Below are 23499 nucleotides of genomic sequence, written 5' to 3' on the forward strand. Positions count from 1 at the left end.
CCGCAGGTCGCGATGACGTCGTACTCGCTCGGGGCCGGCAGCTTCCTCCGGGCAGACGGGGGGCCCGTCGCGTACTACCCGGCACGCATCGGCCGGAGGTACGGCGGGCTCATTCCGTTCTCGTCAACACCAGCGCGGCCATTCGGCATGATTGAAGGTGGGCGATCAGCCGCACGGGCATCTTCTCGTACTGGCCGCCCCGCTTCCAGGAAGGAACTCCCGTTGTCTCGCGCTCAGCCCGCCTCGTACCAGTCCATCTCCGTGTCCCCTCCTCCGGTCATGATCGACAGCAGGGGCACCGTGGACCGAGACGATGCAATCGCCGTTCGTCCCCTCGACGACGGCTGGGAACTCATGGTGTACGTCGCTGATGTCGCCTCCGGCGTTGCGCTGGGAAGCGCGGCCGACCAGGAGGCGTTCCGGCGCAGGGAGTCGGCATACGGCGGATGGCGGGGGACGGCAAAGATGCTGCCCCGTCCCGTGGAGGATCGGCTGACGCTGGCCGAGGATCGCCCGTGCGCCACCATGAGGGTGCGCCTGGAGGTGACCAGTGAAGGAATCGTGCGACACACCGATGTCGCGCGGGCGGCGATGAGCGGGGCCGTGGCCGTCCATCACCAGGAAGTCGCCGCCGCCACCAGGGATCCGGAGCATCCCCTTCACAGCGGACTGCGAGAGGCCGCCGCCTTGAGTGAGGTTCTGCTCGCTCGCCGTCGAGACCAAGGCGCCCTCGCTCTGTATGACCTCCTCAGTGGCTGGGCGACCGACGAGGACGGCGCCGTGGTCCGTCTTGCGGCCTTCGAACGCAACATCGGCTACAAGGTCGTCCAGGAGTGCATGATCGCCGCGAACACGGCACTCGCTGCGTGGGCGGCGGAGCGCGATCTGCCGGTCCTGTTCCGCAATCACTCGGCCGCCAGGGTTTCCCCGCCTCGAAGTGAGCTCCTGGAGGACCTCGACCTCGCCTTCGCCGACGGCTCTCCGGCGCGTCTGGAAGCGCTGCAACGGCGGACCCTCATGACCATGAAAGCAGCCGAGTACGCGCCATACATGGGTGGCCACTGGGGTCTGAACCTTCCCGGCTACGTTCACGCCACGTCCCCACTGCGTCGGTACGCCGACTTGGTCGCGCAACGGATCATCTTCAGCCACCTCGACAACAGCGCCTCCCCATACGGGGAGGACGAACTCTCCAGCGTCGCAGGGGCACTGAACGATGGCGCGCGTGCGGACCGCCAGGCCCAGCAGGACTCGTTCAAGTCGTCGGCACACACTCGCGCACGGCGGGCAGCGGCGGCGGCCGCGGCCGACTACTCCGCGCTCGACAGCAAGGCCTTCCACGCGGTTCTCAAGCGCGGCTGCAAGGACAACATCGCGGGCCCCTCGCTCGTCGAGGAGACCGGCCGGCGCGCCGCCGCCCAGCAGCTCACCTCGCTCGAACTTCAACTGGTTCTGCTCGTCGCCGACGGGACGGGCTGGGGAGTTGCCCGCGCCGCCTGCTTGGCGGCGATCGCGGCGGCGCCGGAGACGGCCATCTCCGTGCTCTCTGTGCACGCCCAGGTCAACGACCTGCCGCTACCGCAATTCGCGGACCGCAGCACAGGCCAGGCACCTCACACCGTCTTCAGCGCGCAGGCTTCGTGGACCGCCGCAGACGGTGAAATCCGCGGGAGCACGCGCTCGGCGTCGGCCAAGAAAGCAGCCAGGCACCAGGCCGCTGTCAGTCTGCTCGCCCGCCTCGCCGAGTTGCCCGATCCTTCAAAGGATCTTGCGGAACCTGCACCCGAAGACTTGAACGCGACGAAGGGTTCCGCGCCGACGGTTACTGACGTCAGGTCACCCCTGTCGGTGCTCAACGAGTACGCACAGATCCGTGTCATCAGCGGCCTGGAGTACTCCGTGACCGGAGAGGGCCCCGATCACCTCCCCACCTTCACCTGCACGGCGCGCGCGTTTTGCGAGGGCCGATCTCTCGCTGGTGAATCCTCGGCGGCTTCGAAGGCTGCGGCGAAGAATGCGGCCGCCGACAGTCTGCTGGCGCAGGTCCACGAAGTACGGGCGAGCGCGACGGCAGGCACCTCCGTGAACGGCCAGAGCCATCGATGACGTCCGCGGGGTCCGTAGGCGGTCGGGCTGCGCCGCGAGGTCGCGCGCCGGTGCGGGGGCGGTGTCGCCGGGACTCGGCAGCCGGGCGGGGTACCAGGCCGACTGTGCCGGTGCCCCACGGCTTTGCCGTCCTACCGTTCAGCGCGCCGAGTCGGTGGTCCGGTCTTCGCCTTGTGCTTGTGTGAACGCGTTCAGCATCGCCACGCGCGTGCGTTCCCGGGCAGCCGTACGGCGAGGAGAGGAGGCGTCCGCCTGCCACTGGGCATAGTCCAGCACCCGCTGGTCGAACCAGTGTCGCCGAGCCTCAGCTACCTGAAGGGACGGAGCCGTACGGATTGCTGTCTCAGCAACGTCCGCATCGGGCGGGTCGAGCGCGTACTCCAACTCCACGCGGGCCAGGGCTTCCTGGCCGGCCGTTGTGCCCTGAAGCCACAGCACCAGACCGGGATCCTCGGCGAACTGCAGCCGGAGCCGCTCGCGACCGGCCGCGGACTCCGTCATGCTTAGGTACCTGCCCGGATCCGATCCGGAATGCAAGTGGGCGGAGGCCTCCGGGCTCTCGCGCACGATCCGGACCGCGTGCTCGAGCACAGCGGCCGTCCGCATGACGGAGGCTGAGTCCGGGTCGTACGGCCGCGGGCCCGGATCACCGGGCTCCCACGCTCTGGATGCCGCTATCTGCTCTTCGATGTCCACCGTGCTCCCACTCCGCACCCCTTGTGACCAGGTATTCAGCGTAGTTCACGCGGTGTGCAGTTGGCCGAGCGGCCGTCCCTGGTCAGCCCGCGCGACGACGAGCGCCGCGAGGTCGTTCTCGTCGTGGAAGACGGGCCCCTGCCACGACGGCGGAGCCGCGACGGCTTCGAGTCGAACCTCGGTGCCGAACCTGCTGGCCGAGTCGTAGAGCTGCTGCAGGACTTCCAGCGCCCGGACATCGACCTCACCGATGAATGCCGTCCAGATGCGGGTGGCCGGATCGAACCCGGCCACGGAGCGGAGCAACTGCCGCTGCTGCTCGAAGCTCTCGGGGTCCTGGGGGGCGGAGGTGGCGGAGACCCGCAGCAGCCAGGCCGTGCGGGCGGTCTGAGGTATCGAGGTCATGCCGATGACCGTAGCCGTGGCCACTGACATCGCGTCCGGCCCGGGGCGAGGGCGCGGCGGCGGACAGTGTGCAGGGTTCTCGGCTTGGCTACCGGCGTTGTTGGTCGACCAGGTCGGTGTAGCGGTCGTACCGGGCATCGGTGGTCTGGCGGCAGTCGGTCGGCGATCGGACAACGCGTACGCCCCAGGACCGACGGGCCCCGGAGGGCGCGGCAAACTCGGCGAGGCAGCCGGGTGTCGTCCGCGTCGCCGACGGCCAGGAGCAAGCGGGCGGAGTCAGTCCCCCTCGGCTTGATGCCACAGCACGCCCGTCTTCACCTGCCCGATCAGATAACGGATGCCCTGGTTATCGTCGGGGTTGGTCCACAGGCTGTCGCCGAAGACCGCAGCCGCCTTCGCCGTCTCGCCCAGCCGCCACCACGTCAGCCCGAGGCCCTGCAATGCCCGGTGGAAGGGGCGGTTGTTCAACTCTCCCCAGGCCAGGACCCCGGTGAAAGCCGGTGGCAGCGACAACTCGGCGACGGCTACGGCCGTCTGGTAGTAGCCCAGGGCCTCCGACAATGCGGAATCGTCGGCGTCGGCGCGCTCGAACGCCTCGCTGCCCAGGTGCGCCCAGCAGTCGATCTGCCGCGGGTCTTCACGGACCGCAGCACCCAGCGCCGCGCGGTAGGCGGCGCCGTCGCCCGTACGGTCGCGCAGGCTGAGCGCGCGGTCGACGGGCGGCTCATCTTCTCCGACGTACGGGTCGGGCATCTGGTAGAACGGCCGCGGGCCGGCCTCGCGCACCTTGCGCCACCAGGCCCAGTCCGGCTTGCCGCCGCGATCGGGGGCGGCTGAAGGTCGGGCCCCCCAACCCCGCTCCGACCGCGGGTCGTAGTTCTCGCCGTCGAAGGCCGGACACACCGGGGTGATCCCGCGATCATGGATGCGCTCAAGGATGCGGCGGGTGTCTCCGCGCTGGTAGTGGTCGGTGATCTCGGACAGGTACACGTACCGCTGGTCAGGGCATTCCTGCCGGGGTGCGGGCAGGACACGGCGAAGTCCGTCGAGCAGTTCGGACAACACTTCCTCGGCCTGCTCGTCGGTCAGTGGCCACGACAGCCCGAACGCGCGCGGCACGTCGTGGACGGGATACCAGAGCGAGTCCCTTTCCAGCCCGCTGCGCTCGGCCAGCATCGTGCGCAGGCTGTCCTCGGCCACCAAAGCAGCAGTTACCACGCGGATTCCCACCCTCCCCCACCGTCCTGTGCGCCAGCGGGCACAGCTCCGACAGGAGCCTACCCACCGCCCTCCACCGGCGTCCTTCCCCCGGAAGGGTGACGACGACCTGGACGCCCGAGTCCGTGCTCAGGTGGTCTACACGCCGTTGGGTGCACCGAGCAGCATGATTGTCTCGGAAGGCGTCCACTCTCTACGGCGCAAACAGGTGGTGGTTCATCACTTCGCATACCTCGTCGCCGCTGATCCGCCCTGCGGCGGCGAGCCGCCCGGCCACGTCCAGTACCGCCGACCAGTGCCGGGCCAGATGTGCATCAGCCTCCTGGGCTGCCGCGTGCCGGGCCCGCCAGTCGAAGCCCAAGGACCGCAGTGCCGCGTGGTCATGCAGCGCTGCGTTGCGCGTCGCCCTGCCTCGCATCGCGGTCCACAGCCTCTGCTCGTGCAGCCACCGCATCTGCGCCAACTCACCGCCGGGCAGGTAAACCAGCTGCGTGCGGATGTCACCCCAACTCACCTCGGTGTAGGCGTCGGTGAGGGCACCGGGGTGGATCGTGAGCACGGTCTCGCCCATCCAGAAATCCCCGGTCGCCGCGCCTGCCACCGCATGCCCTGCCTCGTGCACGGCCGTGAACAACAAGTACTGGCGGTCGTCGAAAGCCAGGCAGTCACGGATACGCAGCCGCGCCAACTCCGTGGTCATGCGCTGACCTTACGCACGCAGACCACCCTCCAGCCACGGCCCTCCGGCTTCGCTCGCCGGAGGAAATTCTGTACATCGTTCAGAGTTCTACGGACCGGGGCCAGCCCGCCGCGGGGGCGTTGGTCAGCGTGGCACGGTGAACGGTTGAGCCGGGGAAATGGGGCACTGGTAGGCGGTGGGAAGGCCGTGCCGTATCGGCAAGCTCCTGGCGGCTGAAGGTACACCTCGTCCGAGCCAGATCGTCAGCGCAGGGCCGCGTCGAGCACGTCGGCGAAGTCTTCCCCGGCCAGGTCGGCCCATGCGGTGAGGGTGCCGGCCAGTGCCAGCGCGCTGCCGTACAGGACGTGCTGGCCTCCTTGGCGAGCGATCACCTTCATCAGCGCCGAGTGCGCGCGGGCCTTGGTGGCCAGTCCCAGCAGGTCCTGGCCGGCCTGCTCTCCGGTCCAGTGCCCTCGGGGAAGGCGGGCACGCGCGGCGAGCTGGGGCGGCACCGGGGAATCGCGACCGCCGAGCCACTGGTCGAGGAGTGCGACGGCGACGCCGATGCATCCCGCGACGCTCGCGGCCTCGGGGTCGGCCGGCTTGGGTTCGACCGCGTCGAGAGACGCGCGGGCGCGCTCGTCATTTCCGTCGTGCAGGTCGGTCACCGTTCGTGCGAGTACGGTCAGCGCAGCCTCGCGGGCTTTCCCCTCCGGTGTGTGCAGTGCCATGTTCCGCCGCTGGACCGCACGGTCCATCGCCTGCTGCAGCTGCTCCATCGGCACGGTGTCGCCCTCGTGCACTCCCTCCTCGGCGAGGAACGGCCGCACTTCGAGCCACAGCTCGTCCGCAAGGCCGGGGTTGCGGACGACGGTCGGAGGACTGGCGGGGGGTTCGGGCTGGCTGAGCCTCATACGTGTCACCCCGTCATGCTGGCAGACCTGGACTGCGGCTGTGGCGTGCTTACCCGTATGGGCGGTGCAGGGGTCTGCACTATTTCGGCACGCCCAAACGCCCGGCCGCCGACCCGTGCCGTCTCCTCCGTCCGGAGTCACTCTGTCGTCAACCGGCGTTGTTGGTCGATCAGGTCGGTGTAGCGGTCGTACTGGGCGTCGGCGACCTGGCGGTTGCGTACGAGGCTTCCTTCCTCCATGCGGTACGTGCGGTCGGGATCGCCCCGGAAGGAGAGCCAGTTGAAGCTGGTGGTGACCCAGACGTCGTCGTAGACGAGAACCTTGGCGTGCGTGCTCTTGAGTCGGGTGAAGGTGAACTTGGCGGGATACCGGGCGGCGAGGTTGCCGAGTTTCCGTACGGCCGCCTGGTCGGTCCTGGTGTCGTTCTCCTCGTACCCGTAGGCGATGTGGACGGGCACACCGCGGGCGAGGCGGCTCTCCAGCTTTCCGAGGAATTCCGTGGTGATGATCGCGTTCTTGATCCACGGCGAGATGATCAGCAGCCTGCGGTGAGCCTGGGTGAGGGCCTCGTCGAGCAGCTCGGGGTGTTCGAAGACGCCGATGGCCCGGATCTCGTCCTGCAGCAGCTCGGGGCCGGCCGGCGCGACCGGAGTGGGGGACGCGGAGCCGACTTGAAGTGCGGCCTGTTCGGCGCGCTGCTGGGTGACCTCCGGGAGCGCGACGCGGGCCTTCTCCAGGTCGGGATCCAGGACAGGGCGGTCGGGAGCCGGCTCCACCTTGATGCCGAGGGAGGCGGCACCGCCGAGGCTGATCAAGGCGATCTCGTGGTGGTGGCTGAGCTCGCCGTCGACGACGACCCCGAGTTGGATGTCGGTGCGGTCCGGGTCGGCGTACACGAGGACCTTCGCCGGCATGACGCGGCGGGCCTTGGCCTGGCTGATGCCTCGTACCTGGAGGACTTCGCGGTCGGTGTTTCCTCGTTCGCGCAACAGGGCGTTGATGTCGGCGGCGGAGATGTCGCCGATCTCCACGAGTCCGGCGTGCGCGGCCGGCAGCATCAGGGTGTCGGTCTCTTCGGACTGTCCGCGGGGGATGACAGTGTGCCGGTCGTAGGGGCGCACCTTTCCCAGGAGCTGGTCGTAGACGACGGGCTGGTCGACGCGCACGGGGGTGATGGCCGCCATTTCGCGGGCGGTCTGTTCGCCGCGGGCGGTGAGGCGCAGGTTCCGGGTGCTGGACGGCTGGCCGGGGGCGGGCAGGGTGTAGGTGAGGTTGTCCGCGCTGAAGTGGTCGGCGACGGTCTGGCTGACCATGCGTTCGGGGAGTCCGAGCATGCCAGCGATGGAGGCTTCGCTGGGGACCTTGTTGTTGACCAGGCGGAGGACGAACTCGTCGAGCAGGGCGAGGCGTTTGCGGTCCTGCGCCAGGACGTCCGCGGTGATCAGGGCGACGGGCAGGGCGGCGTCGATGATGGCCACGAGCTCGAGACCGGGACGGGCGTTGTGGAAGCGGACGGCGAGGAGGCTGTCGAGACTAAAGGTAGGCATTGCGGATCTCGCACTCCTCGGGGTGGGCGCCCATGTAGTCGAGGACGTCTCGCAGGGCGCCGGGCTTGCTTCGGCAGAAGGCGGCGTCGCCGACCACGATGAGGCCGAAGCGGGCGCGGGAGAGAGCGACGTTGATGCGGCGCCAGTAGGACTGGCCGAGGAATCCGAACTCGGAGCGGGCGTTGCTGCGGGTGACCGAGAAAACGGCCAGGTCGCATTCGCGGCCCTGGACTGCGTCGACGGACAGGACCTCGGGGGTGAAGTGCTTGAGTTTGAGGGAGGCCAGTCGGCGGCCGAGTTCTTCGACCTGGCGTCCGTACGGGGCGATGACGAGGACTTCGAGGGGACGGCCGTCGGGGACCTTGATCATCTGCTTGTCGATGGCCTGGTCGATGACTTCCAGGCGCCGGGCGGCGAGCTTGGACTCAAGCAGGTTGGAGATGCTGGTCTCGGCGGCGGTGCGCTCGGACTCGCGCCGGCCGGGCAGCAGACTGGTGTCGAGCCACAGGACGGGCTTGTTGATCTGGTCGTAGCCGGGCAGGGCGTGGTCGTTGGGGGAGAGCAGCTTCTCGTCGTAGAAGCAGGTGGAGATCATGTTCCCGATGGCCGGGGTCATACGGTACTGCTCACGCAGCAGGTGCTTGACCGGGAAGTCGGTGTGGTTGGCCAGGTACTGGAAGAGCGTGGTCGACACCAGTTCGGGGATGAGCTGGTGGTCCGTCATGATCTGCTCGTCGCGCAGGAGGTCTTCGTCGATCGGCGGGAGCTGGTTGGTGTCGCCGACCAGGACCCATCGTTTGGCCTTGGCCAGAGGTACGAGCGCCTCGGTGGCGGTCGCCTTGGACGCCTCGTCGAAGATGCACACGTCGAACTCGAGGTCGCGGGCGGCTGGATGGCCGAGGAAGCCGAGGGCCGTTCCGCCGATGACCTGCCGAGTCCTCAGGAACGCGGTGATCAGGTGCTGGTCGGTGCCGATGCGCTGCAGCCATTCGCCCTGCAGGCGCAGCAGCCGCATGAGCTCCCGGCCGGGGCCGGCGGGACCCAAGAGGGCTTCGACCGCGTCGCGGGCGTCGAGGGTGCTGAGGTCCTCGCGCAGGGTGAGTTCACCGGCGAGCATGCGCTGCACCTCGGCGAACAGCTCGGCGCGCTGGTCCTGGAGCTGGTCGCGGCGGGCGCGGACGGTGACGACTTCTTCTCCGAGCTCGCGTGCGGAGGTGGTGCGGTCGGGGGCGGGCTGGCTGGCGAGGTCGGTGAGTTTGCGCTCGACGTGTTCGAGGTCGGCAGCGACAACGGCGAGCTCCTCCAAAAGCAGGGCTGCCTTCAGGTGACGTGCTTCCAGTCCGTTGTCGGAGGCGATGGCGTCGAGGTACTTCTCCGCACGGGCCCGCACACCCTGGGTCCAGCGCTTGACCTGCCGGTCCAGGAGGAGCGGCTGGGCGCTCTCGGCGACACGGGGGTCGTCGGGGCGGCCCAGACGCACGAGGCCCGTGATGCCGGCTTCCTCGATCCGCTTCAGGGCGTTGTCGATGGCGATGTGGGTCTGGCTGACGATGAGGATCCGGGCGTGGGCATTGCGTTTGAGGGTTTGTTCGACGATCTCGGCGATGACGGTCGTCTTGCCGGTGCCCGGGGGCCCTTCCACCAGGAGCAGATCCTGCGAGCCCAGAGCGTGGGCGACGACGTCGCGTTTGCTCTTGTCGAGGTCTGCGCGGAACCAGGTGGTGACGTCGGTGGGCGGCTGGGAGGTGATGCTCGTCGGGTCGTCGATGATCTGCCGCAGGACCGGGTTGGCGGCCTGGCCGGCGGCGACGTTGGTCAGGGCGTCGCGTTGGCGGTTGATGGCGCTCTGGCTGGGGCCGAGGAAGGGCAGGAGCACGCCGCGGCCGGGCAGGGTGTTGTCAGGGCGTGCGAACCGGATAACCAGGGTGTCCTCGGTCTGCGCGGTCACCTCGCCGCGGTCGACGGGCCTGCTGTAGGGATAGGCGGCCACCGACCACTCCTCGCCGACGAGCGAGGCGGTGGTGGGCATGGCCAGCCTGAAGACGCGGCTGCGGCCGTTGCCGTCGATGCGGTCGTAGTCCAGGGGCTGTCGTCCGCCGGCGGCGAGCTCTTCGCGCGCTTCGAGCAGGCGGCGCCAGCCGTCGAACAGGTCGCCCAGGTTGTGGGTCTCCCGGACCCGGGCTGCTGTCTCCCGCTCGTCGAGGTGTGCGTCGAGGCGTTGTAGAAGAAAGGTGAGCCCGTCGTATGCGGGATCCTCGCCGGGGTCGTCGAAGGTCCAGGTGAGGACCGGTCCGATGAGCGCGGAACGCTCGCGCCGTTTGGCCATCCATTCGTCCGGGCGGGTCTCGGCAGAGATGATCACACAGCGGTCCGGGTTGCGTTCGTCGGAGACCAGTCGCAGGAAGCGGGTGCGCCCGAAGATGCGCAGCGTCGCTGTGTCGACCTCGCCGGTCTGCTGGTTGTATCCGTAGTCGGCGTGGACCGTGCCGGACAGGTCTGCCAGGACGGCCGCTCGGGCCTGGTCCCAGTCGGCTTCGCTGTCGGTGGGTGCGTCACCGAGGCTCTCGGCCGCGCGGCGGGTCATCTTCAGCCACACGAAGTTCCTGCGCCGGGCCTGGCGGCTGCCGCAGATCCGTTCGGCCTCCAAGAGCCGGTGCTCGAGCACCGCGGCGTTGGCGGGGCGCTGCTTGGGGTCGTAGTCGATGCAGGTCCTGAGGATGGTGCGGAACTCGGTGTCGAGTGCCAGCTCGTCCAGGACCGGCAGGAGGTCTGGGTAGTCGGCTGCCTTGCCGCCGGACAGAACCTGGATCGCCAGGACGGCGTAGCTGTAGACGTCGCGTACGTAGGGGATCGCGTCGCCCTGTTCCGGCGGTGCGTACAGGGTAGAGCGGTACCCGGCGACGGTCTGGTCGGTGACGACGACCTTGGAGAGGATCTTGGCGATTCCGAAGTCGGCAAGCTTGACCACGCCGTCGTCGGTGACCAGGACGTTGCCCGGCTTCAGATCCCGGTGTTCGACCTGGTGCTCGTGTGCGTAGGCCAGTGCCGAGGCGAGCGGCCTGCCGATGCGCGTGAAGAAGGAGGCCCAGTCGACCGGGCGGCCGGCCGCCATCTCTTCTTTGAGGCTGTGCTCAATCCATTCGAGCGCGATGAAGTACCGGCCGCTTTCGGCGTCCCAGCCTGAGTCGAGCATCCGCACGATGTGGGGGTGTTCGAGGGCCTTGAGCGCGGCGGTCTCCCGAGCCAGGAAGATCTGGCTCACCTCGTCGTCACGCTGCCTGAGCAGCTTGACGGCCGCGTAGTCGCCTTCTTCGCTGGTCGTGTCCACGGCCTTGCGGACCTCGGACAGGCCGCCGGCTCTGGGTGTGTTCGGGAGCAGCAGGAACCTGCCGCTGATCATTTCGGCCCCCACGCACTGCTCCTCGCTCAGCACCGTTGCCGGTGCAGCCCTCCCCGACTGCTCATCTTGCCAGCCAGTTTCCATGCAAACAGGGCTTTGATGAGACACGGATCACGCCATCTGACGAAGGGTCACCCGGGCCGGAGGGCGGCCTACTCTGGCGGTCCGGCGCGGGCCGGGTGCGGGAGGAAGGTTGTGGGGCAGCCCGCCCGCGGGGCGGGGTGGAGGACGCGGTCCCCGCCCCGCCCCGCGGGGATCAGGCGGCGTCCTCCCCGAGCGGGTACACCGTGTCGAACCACGCGTTGAGCTCGTGCAGGTCCAGTGGCAGGGAGGCGAGGAAGCGGAGGAACCGGCCGTTGTCGCGGGGCGGCTGCCGCGGGTCGAGGGCCTGGAGCGCGGTCAGGTCGGCGCGGCGGAGCGCTTCGGCGCCGGCGCGGTGGCGGTCTTCGAAGTCCTGTGTTCCGGTGGCGCTGTCGGCGGCCGCCAGGTAGCAGGAGACGAAGGGGTCGAACGCGGCGCGGTGCGCGGCGAGATGGCGGCGGAACGCCGCGCTGTCCACGGAGCTGGTGTTGGCCTCCTCGCTGGTGAGGGTGGCGGGCGGAAGTTCGGTCCAACAGCCGATGGTGCCCGTGAAGCTGTGGGGAAACTCCCCGTATTCGTCGTCGTTCCAGTGCCCGTCGCTCGCGCCGGCGGCGGAGAAGACCTTTCCCCAGAGGTAGGTGAGGGATTCGAGCAGCGGAATGATGCTCAGCACGTCACGTTCGTGAGCGGCGATGATCAGGTCGGCGATGCTCGGGTCGGCGTCGGCCGCGACAGGCACGGGCCGGAGCAGGCGATGGGTGTACTCGTGGCGGTGCTTGGAGTGCGTCGCCGCGTTCTCGATCGCCTCGTGCGCCTCGGTGATCTGCGCTCGGGCGCGACTGGCTGCGGTCTGGAGTCCGCCGTCGTCGTCGACGGCCGTGAGCTTCGCCGGCGCCGTCCGTCGCGGCGGCGGGCTCGTTGCCGCCGCCAGCGCCCAGTCCAGCAGGTCGATGTAGGCGCTGGTCCCCCAGGAGTGGGGGACTTCGTAGATCTCGTCCCCTACCAGCTGCTCGGGTCCCAGCTCTGTGTCATGGGGCCGAAGGGCCACATGACCGAGTTCTACGACGTCGATCTCCGGCGCCATGAGCAGGATCTCGGTCCCTGGCGGGAGGAATTCGTCCTCGTGCGCAACGAACCTCTCGCTTCCGTCCCGGCGCCGGCAGTTGCCAGCCCAGCCGCCACCGTCCCAGACCGAGGTGTAGGCGGGGTCGGTCAGTACGGACTGCGCGACCGTCAGGGCATGGTCGGCCGCCTTCAGGGAGACCTCAGCCGCCTCGATGTCGGCGAGGTGGCAGAGGGCCAGCACCGGGTCGGTCGCGGCGCGGAGCGGGTGTGCGGCGTTCACGGCTGCGAGCACGGCCGCTCGCGGGTCGATGGCGGTGGGAGCGGGCGGGCACGGCCACAGCTCCAGGGGCAGCGACAGCGCGGTCCACAACGGAATCACGCTGGGGGTGTGAGGGCCGGGCGAGGCGTCGAGCAGGTACGTCGCGCCCGCGTGCTCCGCCAAGAGCAGTTCGACCGTCGAGTAGCGCTGAGCCACATCCCACAGCAGGCCGATCCGGCGCAGCGTGGCCGACATCTGCCGGGCCAGATCCTCGTCCAAGGGGCGTCGTGCGCCACCTTCGACGGACACGTTCGCCGCCGCGCTCCGCCACTGCGTCTCGGTGACATCCAGGAGCTCGATGCGGGCTCCGAGCCCTGCGAGTGCGAGCCCGTCGTTTGTCACTTCGACTGGCAGGCCGGCGGCCCCGGGGGAACCGAGTGCCGTGGCAAGGACGCGCGCCCAGCGTGGAAGCTGGTCGCCTGAGATGCGGATCCTCAGGACGTGTTGCCGGGGCGTCACGCTGACAATGCCGAACGGCCCGCCGGTGGTGAAGGGGCGGTGCATGCCGTACTCGTTGATGAGAGTGGCCATTATCTGTGCCTCGGCCGCGGCCTGCGGGTCGTCGGCCTCCGGAATGAGCGGGCCGGCTGCGGTGACCTCGCTCCTCGCCATCGGGTAGGACTCGCGTGTGGCCCAACGGCGCCATGCGGTCCGGTCGTCCAGCGAGGGCGCGGTGCCGGAGAGGTCGAAAGGGTTGTCGCGTCGGGGCGGGGGCGTCAGGGTACTGGGCAACGCATCTCCTCGGTGGGCGTGCTGGGTTGCCCATAGAGGTGTGCGAAAGCGGGCGCGTGTGACATGCGGCGTCCCGCTTTCTGGGAACGAAGGCGCGCGGGGAGCGTCGGCTGACCGGTGACGTCAACAGTGGGACAGCTGCCGCCGGAGGGGTCGTGGCGACACCAGTTTGTGCCGACAGACCTGGGTCACCGCAGTTCAGAGCCGCTGCCTCGCGTTGTCCAGCGTGTGGCTCACAAGGTCACAAGGCGGTGCGGTGGTGCTGTGCTGCGGTGACGAGGAGTGCGGCGACCAGATGCGGATCGGTGGTGCCGATGTCGAGGGTGGCGAGCGGCTTCTCGTCCTCCCTTCGAGCCGACTCCGCTGGTCTGCTCCGGGTCGTCCGGATGCCGTGCGCGAACACCCCGGTCCGGTGCCGGGCAGCGGCCGAGGTGCTCAGTGCCCGCGGGTGAGTACGTGCAGTGCGCCCCGGATCCGGTCACTCGCCTGGTACAGCCCTCGTCGTTCAGCCGGGGTCCAGGGCTGCTCCGGGTCTTTGCGGACCGGCAGGTAGAGCACGGTGGACAGCGTGATCAGGCCGACGTCGTCCGAGGTGATCTCGAGGGACTCCGCGCGGCCGCGGCGCTTCCAGCAGCGGCTGGGGGCCACCTCGTTGAGGATGCCGGGAATGGCCTCCTCCAGTCGGCGAGCGTAGGCCCCGGGCAGGACCACGGTCGCCGCTTCAAGGGGCTGCGGCGTGGACGGCGCCTCGGTCGGGCTGTCGAGCCAGAACACTTCCGTCGGTTCGGCCGGCCATCGCGGCCTTCCTGAGCGGTAGGCCTGTCCGGGCAGTTCCATTCCGGTCAGCAGCCGCAGCTGGTCCAGTCGCTCGAAGCGGGCCCGGTCGACGGACACCGTCCACCGGCTGCCGCAGTCGCGGTGCGTGCACTGCGCCTCGGCGCTCGCGCGGCCGGCGGACAGCTGGACGAACACGTGCTCCCAGACGCCGGGCCCGTCGGCCCATTCGGCGTGGCCGTACGGCGAGTGCCGGGCGGGATCGTAGTGCCGCAGGAGCAGTTGCATGGTCGGGATGATCCGGGCGACGCGGTTGCGTATCGGCGGGTGCCCGGCCGTCCGGCAGTCGGGGCAGCCCATCAGGTGCCGCACTCCGGACCGGGTGTGGACCCAGAATCCCTCGCTCCCGTTGCAGCTGCGGCACAGCGGTCCGCGGATCAGGCCGTGGTCGTGGCAGTGGTCCCAGAACGCGGCCGGGTCCGGGCACAGGTCGCACCGGTAGGCGGTGGCGCGCGGCCGGTAGCGCGGATGGTAGGCGGCGCCGGTGTGCTCGCCGGTGTGGCAGGGCAGCAACGGCGCGCTCTGGGCGGGGAGTTCTAGTGGGGGCATGTGAGTCACGGGCTCAGCCTGGCCTACGCCACTGACAGCGCCGCTCGCGCTCGCATCAGGAGGCGGCGTTGGGGCCGGCCGTGACGAAGGCGGCAACGACGGCGGTGATCTCGGCGGCGGTGATGCTCGTCGTCCAGAGGGCGTTGTGGGCGGAGCAGCTCAGGGTGAAGGCCAGGCCGGAGGCGGTGGGAGTGGTGTCCTGGACCCACGGGCGGCTCGGGCAGCGGCCGTGTCGTTCGATGCCGCGTACGTGCTCGGTGGCGACGTCGACGCGGAAGCGTGCCGGGAGGGTCTGCTCGCTCCGGCAGCCTGGGCAGTTCAGCAGAAGGGCGAGGGCGCCCGGGCGCTCGAGGAAGCGGACGCCTTTACCTTCGTAGGTGTTGCAGCTGGCGCAGAGCGGGCCGCGGACCAGGTTGTGGTCGTGGCAGTGATCCCAGGTGAAGGCGCGGCTGAGCCCGCACAGCCGGCACAGGAAGCGGTCGGGCCGGCTGGTGCGCGGCACCTTGGTGTAGCCGACACCGTAGAGATGCCCGGCGTACGGCTCGCAGGCCGCGACCGAACACGCGGGGCACAGCGTGACGTAGCCGCGCGGGGTGGGTGCGCGCCAATCTCCGTAGCGCGGCGCGATGTTGCCGCATCCGCGGCAGAGGCGGGCCTGCTCCAGCAGCTCGTTGTCGCGAGTCTGCCAGCGGTCCATCAACGCGACGTACTCGCGCGGCATCTGCCAGGACGTTCCCGTCCAGGTCAGGTGATCCAGCGGATAGGTGCCGACGCGCACCATCTTGCCGAACCGGGCGCGGAAGCCCTCCATCGTCAGCGATCCGGGCAGTCCCTGGGGGTTGACGGTGTGCAGGAGGTCCCAGTCGCTGTCCGGCTCCCGCTCGTGGAAGGCGGCGTTGCCCATCCAGCTGATGATCTCGCTGCGCCAGTTGGTGTCCGGGCCGAGCCAGTCATCGCCCTTGTCGCCGCGGATCTCCCCCGGCTGTCGGACGGATAGGGGGACCTCGACGAGGTCATCCGGTTCGAACCGCAGGCCGGCCAGTGCGCGGCCGGCCTTCTCGACCTCGTCGGCGACGAACCACCAGCGGTTCTTCGCCTTGTGCCCCTCCAGGGCGGTGTCGCCGAAGAAGACATGGCCGTGGTGATGGAAGCCGCGGGTGCCGAGGGCGGCCACGGCCAGGCGCATCGGGCACGTGCGGGTCAGCTCGGCGAGCAGATCCCGGGCCTGCTGAGGGCTGATGAGCATGACCGGAGGATGGCACCGGCCACTGACAACGGCTCCGGGCCTGCGGTCTCAGCTGCCCTCCCGGCCGAGACCTTTTGCAGCGCATGGCTCATGGCCTCCATGGTGGCTTCTGTGTATTTAATTGCTTAATTGGATTGCTTCATGTAAACTATGATCAACGATCGGGGCGTTGCACCTTGGCCAACTCCCTCGCCGCCCCCGCACCTGGTGCGAGGGCGGGTCCGACCGAACTGAGAAATCACCGTGTCTGTACTGAACTTCAAGCGTCTCGGCCATCTGCGCGACGAGGTCGACCACCTCCCCGGCCCGCGCAAACGCGGCGAGAATCGCCGCAACCACAATCGCAAGACGCGCCGACTGCTCAAGCGATGGGAGGAGCGCGCCTGGCGCTCCGAAGCCGAAGCGGACGTCGACGAATGAGCGCCGCGTACCTCCTGGACGGCACCGGCCCCGTTGTCGGCGAAGCAGAGGCCGCCCCCGGCGGAAAGCTCCACCGGGCCGTCACCTACCGCAGCGGACCCGCACCGTGGGCCGGGTGCGGGGTCGCCAAACGGCTGGCGAAGCCGTCGCTCACCCTGGCCGCAGACGCAGACTCAACACGCTTCTGCCGTCACGCCGGGTGTATGGGGCTGCCGCCACGGCGCGGCACCGCCCAGAGCTGACCGCCCCGCCGCGCACCCGGCCAACTCCCCTTCACTCCCAGTTCCAGGCCCCTTGGAGAGACCCATGCTCTCCAGCAGTACGTGTTCCTCGACAGCGACGCTGCCGGGAACCTGACGCCCGCCCAGGTGGAGAGCTACCTGGAGAGCAAGGGCTGGGTGAAGGCCGAGACCGTGCCGCCCGCCGGGCAGGTGTGGACCCGACCCGAGGGCGAGGCGCTTCCCGGCCATCTCCAGGACCTCCCGAAGCGGAAGCCTCACCTCGTCTGGCCCGCATACCTGACCTCTCTCACCAGCCGTCTCCGCGACTACACCGGCCGCACCGTCGATTTGCTGCTCATCCTCGCTCTGTTTGAGCACCGGCTCGCCTCAGCCGTCCTCGCCGACATCGCCTCCCAGTCCCCCTCCGCCTGAACGGACCACATCTGTGAGCCACCCCAACCCCGCCGGATCACCCCCGCGTCCCTTTGCCCCCTCCGACTTCGAAGAGCCCTGTGAAGGATGCGGAGCGCCGGCCGGAGCGTACTGCCGCCCCGACTGCGACTCCGGATACACCGCTGAGGACGCGCGCGCCGAAGCCGCTCGCCTGGAACAGCGGCCGGCCTCCCGTTCGTGACCCTCTGGCACCCGCGCCACCCCTTCCCCATCGTCCGCCCGTAAGAACGGAGCACCACCATGCCCACCACCCCCTCCCCGACGACCGATCTCGTCCGTGACGTCAGTACCGCCCTCGCCTTCCTCGACGAGAACGACGATCTCGACGCGCACCGCGACGCCGCTCCCGCCGCCTACGGCATGCTCCAGGGGCGGGCCGTCCGGGCCGTGCGCCGTCTGCGGGACGCCCTGGCCGGAGCGCCGACACGCTACGCGGACCCCATCGCGTGGCGCAGAGCCCAGGAAGACCAGCAACAGGACGCACAGGGCCTCGCGCTCCTGATCGCCGACACGCTGCGTGCCCAGATTCCCGGCGCGGCCTACCTGGTGTTCCACATCAACGACAGCTATGAAGCGGAGACCGGCCGGGACCTGGAGCTGCACAGCGTCCGGGGCACCGACGGCAGGGTGCTCCACGGCTTCCGCGACGACTCCCTCCCCGGCCTCGGCCTCGACCGTCACCGTGAGCTCGTTCACGCCTGGCGGGATGCCGGACTTCCGCGGACCGGCGCCGACTTGAACGCCCTCATGCAGCCGATGCGCGCCGCGGGCCTGGTGCTCGACGACTACCCCGAGCCGCTGTATCTGCAGGGACACCCGTGCTACCGAAACGACACCGAACACCTCCTGTGCATGCTCCTGTCCGACTCGGCACACCCGGAGCAGTGGGACCTCCAGGAGGTCTTCGGCCCTCAGCTGCTGCGCCCGTACGGCACGCCTCTACCCGCCTGAGTCGGAACGCCGGGCGGCCCGTCCGGCCGGTCGCGGGGCGAGCAGCAGGCGGCCACCGATTGCTCGCCGTACGGCACCGCGCTTCGCTGGCGGGCGGCCGTTTCCACGCCGGCCGCCCCTACCTCTTCGGCGCGTACACCACTCCGATTTCCGCGTATGCCGCGTCCTCCGCGGCCGCATCCCCCTTGAGGAACCATGTCCAGCTCCTTGATCCTGCCGCCGATGCCCCGCACCCTTGAGACCGGTGACCGGCTCACTCTGCGTTCTACGACCTACACCCGCCACGATTCCGGCACCTGGTGCGACGACCACCAACGGTCCTTCGGTACGGACGAGGATGTGCGGGCCGCCTACCGCTCGCGGCTGTCGCTCGGGGCGGTGGGCGCGCCGCTTTTCGCGCCGCGAGCTGTCCCGTCCGACAGCGCGCCGCCCGGCTCCGTCCTGCGGGCCGGCGACTGGGCGCTCGCCGCGGGCGTGACGTATCTGTGGTGCGAGCGTGAGGACGACGGAACGCTGATCGGCGCTCCCGGCCCTCTTGGGCCGTGGGGCCTGACCCAGCTTCATCAGACGTGCCGCGATATGCCGGTCGCCGACGCGGACCACATATGGTCGGTGACTGCGAGCGGTCGATGGTTCGTCCGCCGGGGGCGGATCTTGCGCGCATATCTCCCCGCCGACGTGGCCGTCGATCCGCCGCGTCCGGCCAGGGTGGTCATGCCTCGGCAGCCAAACCCCTGATCGGTATTGCGTAATTGGATTTACTACCGTAGAGTGGAGTCGTACGGCGGCGAACAGCCGCTCATATTCAGCTCATTGAGCCAGCCCGTCTCTGACGGCGGCCGAACCTCTTTCCAGTGAGACAGACCCGATGAGACTGCTCGGCGCTCTGCGGCCCGGCCACCGTCAGGTGTGCGTCCAGGCAACGAAGCACTGCACCTGTTACCTCTATCCCGGACAGTGGGGCCGCCGTGCCAAGGTGCTGCGGCGCCGGGCGCAACGGTACGCGGAGAAGCGCATGTTCCTCCGCCGCGCCGATGACGCCTGACTCAGCGTCGGCCCTCTCCTCCTCCGCTCCACCATCGCTTTCCCGGAGACTCCCATGGATGTTCGCGCGCCCTCCGCGCTCTTCGTACCTCTCAGCTCTCTCCGCCCTCCCGTCCCTCTGACCATGGACTCGGCAGGTGAAGCCGTAGGACTGCCGGCCTCGCTTTACGAGACGTACGAGGCCCAGCCGTTCAGCAGTGAGGACGGTGCCTTCCGGGGCGGCCGCCCCATGGCGGCGGCCGGTGTCCTCGATGTGCTCCGTCTCCATCTGCACAACACCGCGCACGGCCGGTGCTCCGGGACGGCACACGGCCACATCCTGACCGTGCAGTGCGGATCGGAGCCGGGATGGCGGATCGTCCCCCGCGAGATGGCCGAGACGGTCGACCGCGGAGCCCACTCGCTGCAGCAAGCCGGAATGCATGTGCTGCGGGGCCGTCAGTCCGGAACTGGCGTACGGCTCTACGCCGTCCCCGACGACCCCGGTGTCGTCCAGGTCCGCCCTGTGGTCGACGGCGTCGAACGGCTGCCCATGGGCGGGCACACCTTCAACGGACGGCGCCAGCAGTGGGTACAGCTGATGGCATCGGCCCGAACGGTGCTGAGCGGCAACGGCTGGGAGAGCTGCGGCGAAACGCCCGACGGGCGCACGTTCGCCGTCCGGCCGGAGCCGATCGAGCTCACCGGCAGCGGGCGCCTCCAGTCAGTTCCCCGCTTGGCCGCCGAGTACGAGCTGGAGACTCGCTGGCCGCACTCGGACTGGGCGGCCCAGTCCCGCGTGCCCGCCTCCTCGGTCCTCAAGGCCGTCCACTTCTGTCTGCGGAAGGACATCGCCACCGCGGAGGCCGTCGGCAGCACGATCTACCTCACCAGCATCACCGCCAGCGATTTCGCCCCGTACTCCCGCTACACCCCCGCGCCGCAGCCCGAACCGGCCCGCGCCGCCTGACCAGGGGCGCCGGACCCCGGCGCCCCTCCCTCAAGAAAGCACCACATGACCCACCGCACCGTCACCGTCCAACTGAAAGCCGTACGCGCGACCCTGCACGACGTTCAGCTCACCCTCCAGGTGCCCGGCAGCCGCGTACCGAGCCGCACCACGATCGAGCGGCACATCCGGGACCTCGATCCGGCCATTCTCGACAACGCATGCACCCCGGGCACCGTCGACTACTCCCGGTTTGCCGACCTTCTTGAAGTCCTGGACATCCAGGTCACCGAGGAAGGCGAAGGCGAGGCGGACCATGCCGAGTGACTCAATCGGCGTGTTCGGTCGGGTGGTCCGGGTCCGCGACTCGACCGATACGGACGAAGCCGTACGCACCCTTCTGCCCGGCCCGCGATTCCGCACCGGCCTTGCCGACTTCCTGTGCTTCCTCGTTCCCCTGGCCATTGAGGAGCAGAGCCATCTGTCCAGCGAGCGGATCGACGGCATGCGCGAAGAACTTCTCGACACGATCGCGGCACACGGAGACGATCTACAGTTCGGCGGCACCCACCAGAAGTCGGCCCGGGTAGCCCTGGCAAAGGCCCTGGCTCTCCTGGCCACGGCCGAAGGCGGTGTCACCATCCTGGGCGTGCACGCGTGTACGGCGGTGCACGAGGGCTGCCCCGGCTTCAAGTCCAAGGAGAGTACGCCGCCCGCGTCCGGCAGCGGCCCGTGACCGACCCGTCGGGCCTCCCGCTCCGTTCAGCGCCGGGGCAGTCCGCCCCGGCCAACACCACCAGGAGAGAACGCCCTCATGCACAAACCCGAGACCAACGGGGCCGGCCGTGACCGCTCCGTCTCGCCGCCGGGCAGGCCTCGCTTGACGCCGGCCGGAGTCGTCGTGCGCGCCACGCGCAGCCACACTGTCGAACAGGCGTTGTCAGGGCTCGGAATCGACCGCCTGCCGGAGTACAAGGTGAAGGACCTCCCCGCGGAGGGCCAGCCGGCCGGATACGCGATGCACGACACACGCCACCCTTCCGGGGCCGTCGTGGCGGTCCTCACCGCATGTGGCCCGGACCGGACCGCGTTGCTGGCCCGGCTGCGCTCTCACCTGGAACAGCCCTCTGTCGGCTACTCGGTGGAGGATCTCGAAGGACTCGCCGAGCACCAGTTCATGATCCGCCGGGCGAACGCGGACGAGCTGCGGCAGCGCAGGGCGCTCGCGACGGAGGCGCCAACGGACGACAGCGCGGCAGCCGCCCGGTCCCAGAGACGCGAGGAGCTTGAAGAGGCGGGGCAGGAGAGCCTGTTCTGAGGCTGGGGCAGAACCGACCGACAATCTTTATTGCGTAATTGGATTGCATGGCGTATTCTGGTAATCCATTGACGGTGCGTCGGCGGTCTCCGTCTCTCCCGTTCGCGCGTCAGCGCACTCCCGTCAGCGGTGCTCACGCCGCGTATGAGGATTCCCAGCCGATGACTGTGTACTTCGCCTTCATTCCCTCACGCCGACAGCGGTCGACAGACCAAGCTCCCCTGGAGTTCGCACCGAACCAGGCCGTTCCCGAATGGGCTCTGAAGCGGCGCGTGTCGCACCGCTACGGCCAGACTTACTACGACGGCGTCAACTACACCGTGGCCCCGGCGGACAAGCCGACCGAGGATTTCCCCGACGCCGACCCCAGCGCCTTTCTGCTCGTCTGGAAACGCACCGCCGCTCAGGCCGTCCCGCAGCGGGGCGAAGTGCCCGACGAACTGTGGACGCTCACGCCGCGCGGTCGCGTGGTCAAGAACCCCTGGACCGCGACGCCCGAAAACGACACCCCTTACCCCGACCCTTCACACGAGGAGAACCAGCAGTGAGCACCACCCGCGCAGGAGTGCGCATCGACACCGACCTCACGACCTCGAACACGCACGTACCCCGCCCCTGGGCGCTGAGGAAGGCGGTGCTGCACGACGAACTGGGGGGCGACCCGCACTTCAGTCGGTTCGCGGCAGCCGGCGGCGCGTTGTGCGTGATCTCCCGGACGAGTGCCGACGGGGCCGACCCGACGTTGCCGGTGAACGAACTGGCGACCGCCTTCGTCCGCCGGGCGACGGGGCAGGCACCGCCCCGGTCCCTCCGCGGGCCGGTCGTCATCCTGGGTGCCGGTCACATCGGCGGGCTGTGGCGCACCGGCGATCTCACCGATTTCCACCGGGCGCTGCTGTACTCGCTGGCCCGCGAACAGGGCGGCCCGTCCGGTGGCTGACGCGCTCCCGCGCTACCCGCGGACGCCTCATCTGCCGGGGTCGCCGGGTGCCACGAGCGACGACATCTGGTGCGACTGGGCCCGGTTCACCCCGGAGCCCGGCCGCGAGCTCGTCACCACGATGAAGATGGACGGGGCGAACACCACCCTTCACGCGGGCGGGATGTACGGCCGCTCCCCCACGGGGCGCAGCAGGCCGTGGCAGAGCCGGATGCGCGCCTTCGCCGCGGCGGTCTGTCCGTCGATCCCGCGAGGCTTCCGCGTGTGCGGGGAGGATCTGACGGTCCCGCACTCCCTCGACTACGAGCGGCGGCTTCCCCCGTTCATGGTGTTCTCGGTGTGGGAGGGCGATGCCTGCCTGCCGTGGGACGAGACGGTCGCGTGGGCCGGCATGCTCGGCCTGTCGACCGTCCCCGTACTCGCGCGGGGCCCGCGCCCCAAGGACCCCCGGCTCCTGCGCGAGGCCTTCGATCGCCGAACGGACACCGACCGGGACGAAGGGTTCGTCATCCGTGACGGTCAGGGCTTCGCACGGACAGAGTTCACCGCTCGCGTCGCCAAGTGGGTGCGTGCCGGGCATGTCCGGACCGGCTCACGGTGGCCGGCGGACACACCTCCGAAGGATATTGCTTAATTGGATTTATTCATGTAGGATCAGGATATCGGTTGCGGCGCTCGCCGCGTTACCGCCTCGGGGCGCACGGCGCCCGCTCTTCCGCCTCATCTCAGGAACACCCGTATGTCTTCTCGACGCCCCCGCCCGTTCCGCGTCCGCGACGCCGGACACCGCGACCTCGACGCCTTCATGAACCTGATCCAGCATGCGGACCCCGATCACCCCGCGCCTTTCCACTCGGCCCGGCTCATGCTCGGCCTGGCGCCCGAACCGCCGCTCTCCCACAACCTCAACCTCTGCCTCATGGCCGAGGACCGGCGCGGCAAGCCCGTCGGCGCGCTGCTGGCCGGGCCTCCGGACTGGCTCGTGGAGCACCCGGGACTCCGCGGATCCCCGCTGACCCTGGCCCTCGTGCACCGCATGACCATGATCCAGGGGGTGGCCGTCGACCCGAAGTACCGCAGACGAGGCCTGGGCACGGCCCTGATCCGCCGCGCCGAACAGCGCTACCGGGAAGCCGGCTGGGGACTGTCGATGCTCATTCACAGCCCGTCGCTGGAACCCTTCTACCAGCGGCTCGGCTACGCCTCGCACCCCGGCCTCCTGATGAATCTCCCCAGCCCGCACCCGCTGATCGGCCAGGACTTCCTGAACATGCTCACGGCGCTGAAGCCGCTCGCCGACGAAGTCCGCCTGGCCGACGTCCTCTTCGCGCCCTGCCCCGTCATCTCGGGTGTCCTCCCTGGCACGCAGGTGCCGGACCACGCCTGGTTCGACGGCGCCGGGCTCTGCTACTGACCCGGCCCGCCCCGTCAGC

At 69.5% G+C, this 23499-nt stretch carries 26 protein-coding genes; 15 read left to right on the forward strand and 11 right to left on the reverse strand.

From position 1 onward, the window contains the following. The first annotated feature begins 279 nt into the window (after positions 1-279). Entirely contained in the window at positions 280-2106 is a 1827-nt protein-coding gene (locus OIU81_RS40055; RefSeq protein ID WP_329155746.1) for an RNB domain-containing ribonuclease, read from the forward strand. 138 nt (positions 2107-2244) lie between these two features. Here the strand turns inward: OIU81_RS40055 and OIU81_RS40060 are convergent, their stop codons facing one another. The 11 genes from OIU81_RS40060 to OIU81_RS40110 form a co-directional block, all read right to left on the reverse strand. Then, a complete protein-coding gene (locus OIU81_RS40060; RefSeq protein WP_329155747.1) occupies positions 2245-2607 on the reverse strand; it encodes a hypothetical protein in 363 nt (120 codons plus the stop codon). A 240-nt stretch (positions 2608-2847) separates the two neighbouring features. Beyond that, the gene (locus OIU81_RS40065) at positions 2848-3207 is read right to left on the reverse strand and encodes a hypothetical protein (protein WP_329155749.1); all 360 of its coding nucleotides are present in this window, start codon (positions 3205-3207) and stop codon (positions 2848-2850) included. A 276-nt stretch (positions 3208-3483) separates the two neighbouring features. Then, entirely contained in the window at positions 3484-4407 is a 924-nt protein-coding gene (locus OIU81_RS40070) for a hypothetical protein (RefSeq protein ID WP_329155750.1), read from the reverse strand. Positions 4408-4618: 211 nt separating this feature from the next. Further along, entirely contained in the window at positions 4619-5125 is a 507-nt protein-coding gene (locus tag OIU81_RS40075) for a hypothetical protein (RefSeq protein WP_329155751.1), read from the reverse strand. Positions 5126-5367: 242 nt separating this feature from the next. Beyond that, positions 5368-6018 carry a hypothetical protein gene (locus tag OIU81_RS40080; protein WP_329155752.1) on the reverse strand — a complete coding sequence of 217 codons (651 nt, stop codon included), beginning with the start codon at positions 6016-6018 and terminating at the stop codon, positions 5368-5370. Between the two features lie 137 nt (positions 6019-6155). Continuing rightward, positions 6156-7565: a hypothetical protein gene (locus tag OIU81_RS40085; protein WP_329155754.1), complete on the reverse strand. Its 1410-nt coding sequence runs from the start codon at positions 7563-7565 to the stop codon at positions 6156-6158. Further along, positions 7552-10977, reverse strand: a complete 3426-nt coding sequence (locus OIU81_RS40090) for an AAA domain-containing protein (protein WP_329155755.1) — start codon at positions 10975-10977, stop codon at positions 7552-7554. Before OIU81_RS40090 ends, OIU81_RS40085 begins: the two co-directional genes overlap by 14 nt. A gap of 244 nt (positions 10978-11221) precedes the next feature. After that, positions 11222-13162, reverse strand: a complete 1941-nt coding sequence (locus tag OIU81_RS40095; protein WP_329155756.1) for a hypothetical protein — start codon at positions 13160-13162, stop codon at positions 11222-11224. A 241-nt stretch (positions 13163-13403) separates the two neighbouring features. Then, complete coding sequence (locus OIU81_RS40100; protein WP_329155758.1) at positions 13404-13565, reverse strand: hypothetical protein; 162 nt, start codon at positions 13563-13565, stop codon at positions 13404-13406. Positions 13566-13597: 32 nt separating this feature from the next. Next, positions 13598-14545: an endonuclease domain-containing protein gene (locus OIU81_RS40105; protein ID WP_329156298.1), complete on the reverse strand. Its 948-nt coding sequence runs from the start codon at positions 14543-14545 to the stop codon at positions 13598-13600. Positions 14546-14600: 55 nt separating this feature from the next. Next, positions 14601-15791: an endonuclease domain-containing protein gene (locus OIU81_RS40110; RefSeq protein ID WP_329155760.1), complete on the reverse strand. Its 1191-nt coding sequence runs from the start codon at positions 15789-15791 to the stop codon at positions 14601-14603. Between the two features lie 243 nt (positions 15792-16034). Here OIU81_RS40110 and OIU81_RS40115 point away from each other — a divergent pair, with 243 nt between their 5' ends. From OIU81_RS40115 to OIU81_RS40180, 14 genes are all read left to right on the forward strand, one after another. Next, positions 16035-16211: a hypothetical protein gene (locus tag OIU81_RS40115; protein WP_329155761.1), complete on the forward strand. Its 177-nt coding sequence runs from the start codon at positions 16035-16037 to the stop codon at positions 16209-16211. After that, on the forward strand, positions 16208-16453 hold the full coding sequence (locus OIU81_RS40120; protein WP_329155763.1) for a hypothetical protein: 246 nt from the start codon (positions 16208-16210) through the stop codon (positions 16451-16453). The genes OIU81_RS40115 and OIU81_RS40120 overlap by 4 nt, the downstream gene beginning before the upstream one ends. An 81-nt stretch (positions 16454-16534) precedes the next feature. Beyond that, a complete protein-coding gene (locus OIU81_RS40125; RefSeq protein ID WP_329155764.1) occupies positions 16535-16864 on the forward strand; it encodes a hypothetical protein in 330 nt (109 codons plus the stop codon). A 261-nt stretch (positions 16865-17125) separates the two neighbouring features. After that, on the forward strand, positions 17126-17836 hold the full coding sequence (locus tag OIU81_RS40130) for a hypothetical protein (protein ID WP_329155766.1): 711 nt from the start codon (positions 17126-17128) through the stop codon (positions 17834-17836). Positions 17837-18031: 195 nt separating this feature from the next. Next, positions 18032-18574 (forward strand): hypothetical protein, encoded by a 543-nt coding sequence (locus tag OIU81_RS40135; protein ID WP_329155768.1) that lies wholly within the window; start codon positions 18032-18034, stop codon positions 18572-18574. A gap of 130 nt (positions 18575-18704) precedes the next feature. Continuing rightward, positions 18705-18881: a hypothetical protein gene (locus OIU81_RS40140; protein ID WP_329155770.1), complete on the forward strand. Its 177-nt coding sequence runs from the start codon at positions 18705-18707 to the stop codon at positions 18879-18881. A gap of 123 nt (positions 18882-19004) precedes the next feature. Continuing rightward, a complete protein-coding gene (locus OIU81_RS40145) occupies positions 19005-19829 on the forward strand; it encodes a hypothetical protein (protein ID WP_329155773.1) in 825 nt (274 codons plus the stop codon). Positions 19830-19874: 45 nt separating this feature from the next. After that, on the forward strand, positions 19875-20135 hold the full coding sequence (locus OIU81_RS40150; RefSeq protein ID WP_329155775.1) for a hypothetical protein: 261 nt from the start codon (positions 19875-19877) through the stop codon (positions 20133-20135). Beyond that, on the forward strand, positions 20125-20544 hold the full coding sequence (locus OIU81_RS40155; protein WP_329155776.1) for a hypothetical protein: 420 nt from the start codon (positions 20125-20127) through the stop codon (positions 20542-20544). The genes OIU81_RS40150 and OIU81_RS40155 overlap by 11 nt, the downstream gene beginning before the upstream one ends. A gap of 78 nt (positions 20545-20622) precedes the next feature. Next, positions 20623-21126 carry a hypothetical protein gene (locus tag OIU81_RS40160; protein WP_329155777.1) on the forward strand — a complete coding sequence of 168 codons (504 nt, stop codon included), beginning with the start codon at positions 20623-20625 and terminating at the stop codon, positions 21124-21126. Positions 21127-21287: 161 nt separating this feature from the next. Further along, on the forward strand, positions 21288-21674 hold the full coding sequence (locus OIU81_RS40165) for a hypothetical protein (protein ID WP_329155779.1): 387 nt from the start codon (positions 21288-21290) through the stop codon (positions 21672-21674). Beyond that, positions 21671-22066, forward strand: a complete 396-nt coding sequence (locus tag OIU81_RS40170) for a hypothetical protein (RefSeq protein WP_329155781.1) — start codon at positions 21671-21673, stop codon at positions 22064-22066. The genes OIU81_RS40165 and OIU81_RS40170 overlap by 4 nt, the downstream gene beginning before the upstream one ends. After that, entirely contained in the window at positions 22059-22700 is a 642-nt protein-coding gene (locus OIU81_RS40175; RefSeq protein WP_329155783.1) for an RNA ligase family protein, read from the forward strand. Before OIU81_RS40170 ends, OIU81_RS40175 begins: the two co-directional genes overlap by 8 nt. Positions 22701-22805: 105 nt before the next feature. Next, complete coding sequence (locus OIU81_RS40180) at positions 22806-23480, forward strand: GNAT family N-acetyltransferase (protein ID WP_329155785.1); 675 nt, start codon at positions 22806-22808, stop codon at positions 23478-23480. Positions 23481-23499: the final 19 nt, after the last annotated feature.

Origin of the sequence: Streptomyces sp. NBC_01454, assembly GCF_036227565.1 — a bacterium.
Classification (GTDB): Bacteria; Actinomycetota; Actinomycetes; order Streptomycetales; family Streptomycetaceae; genus Streptomyces.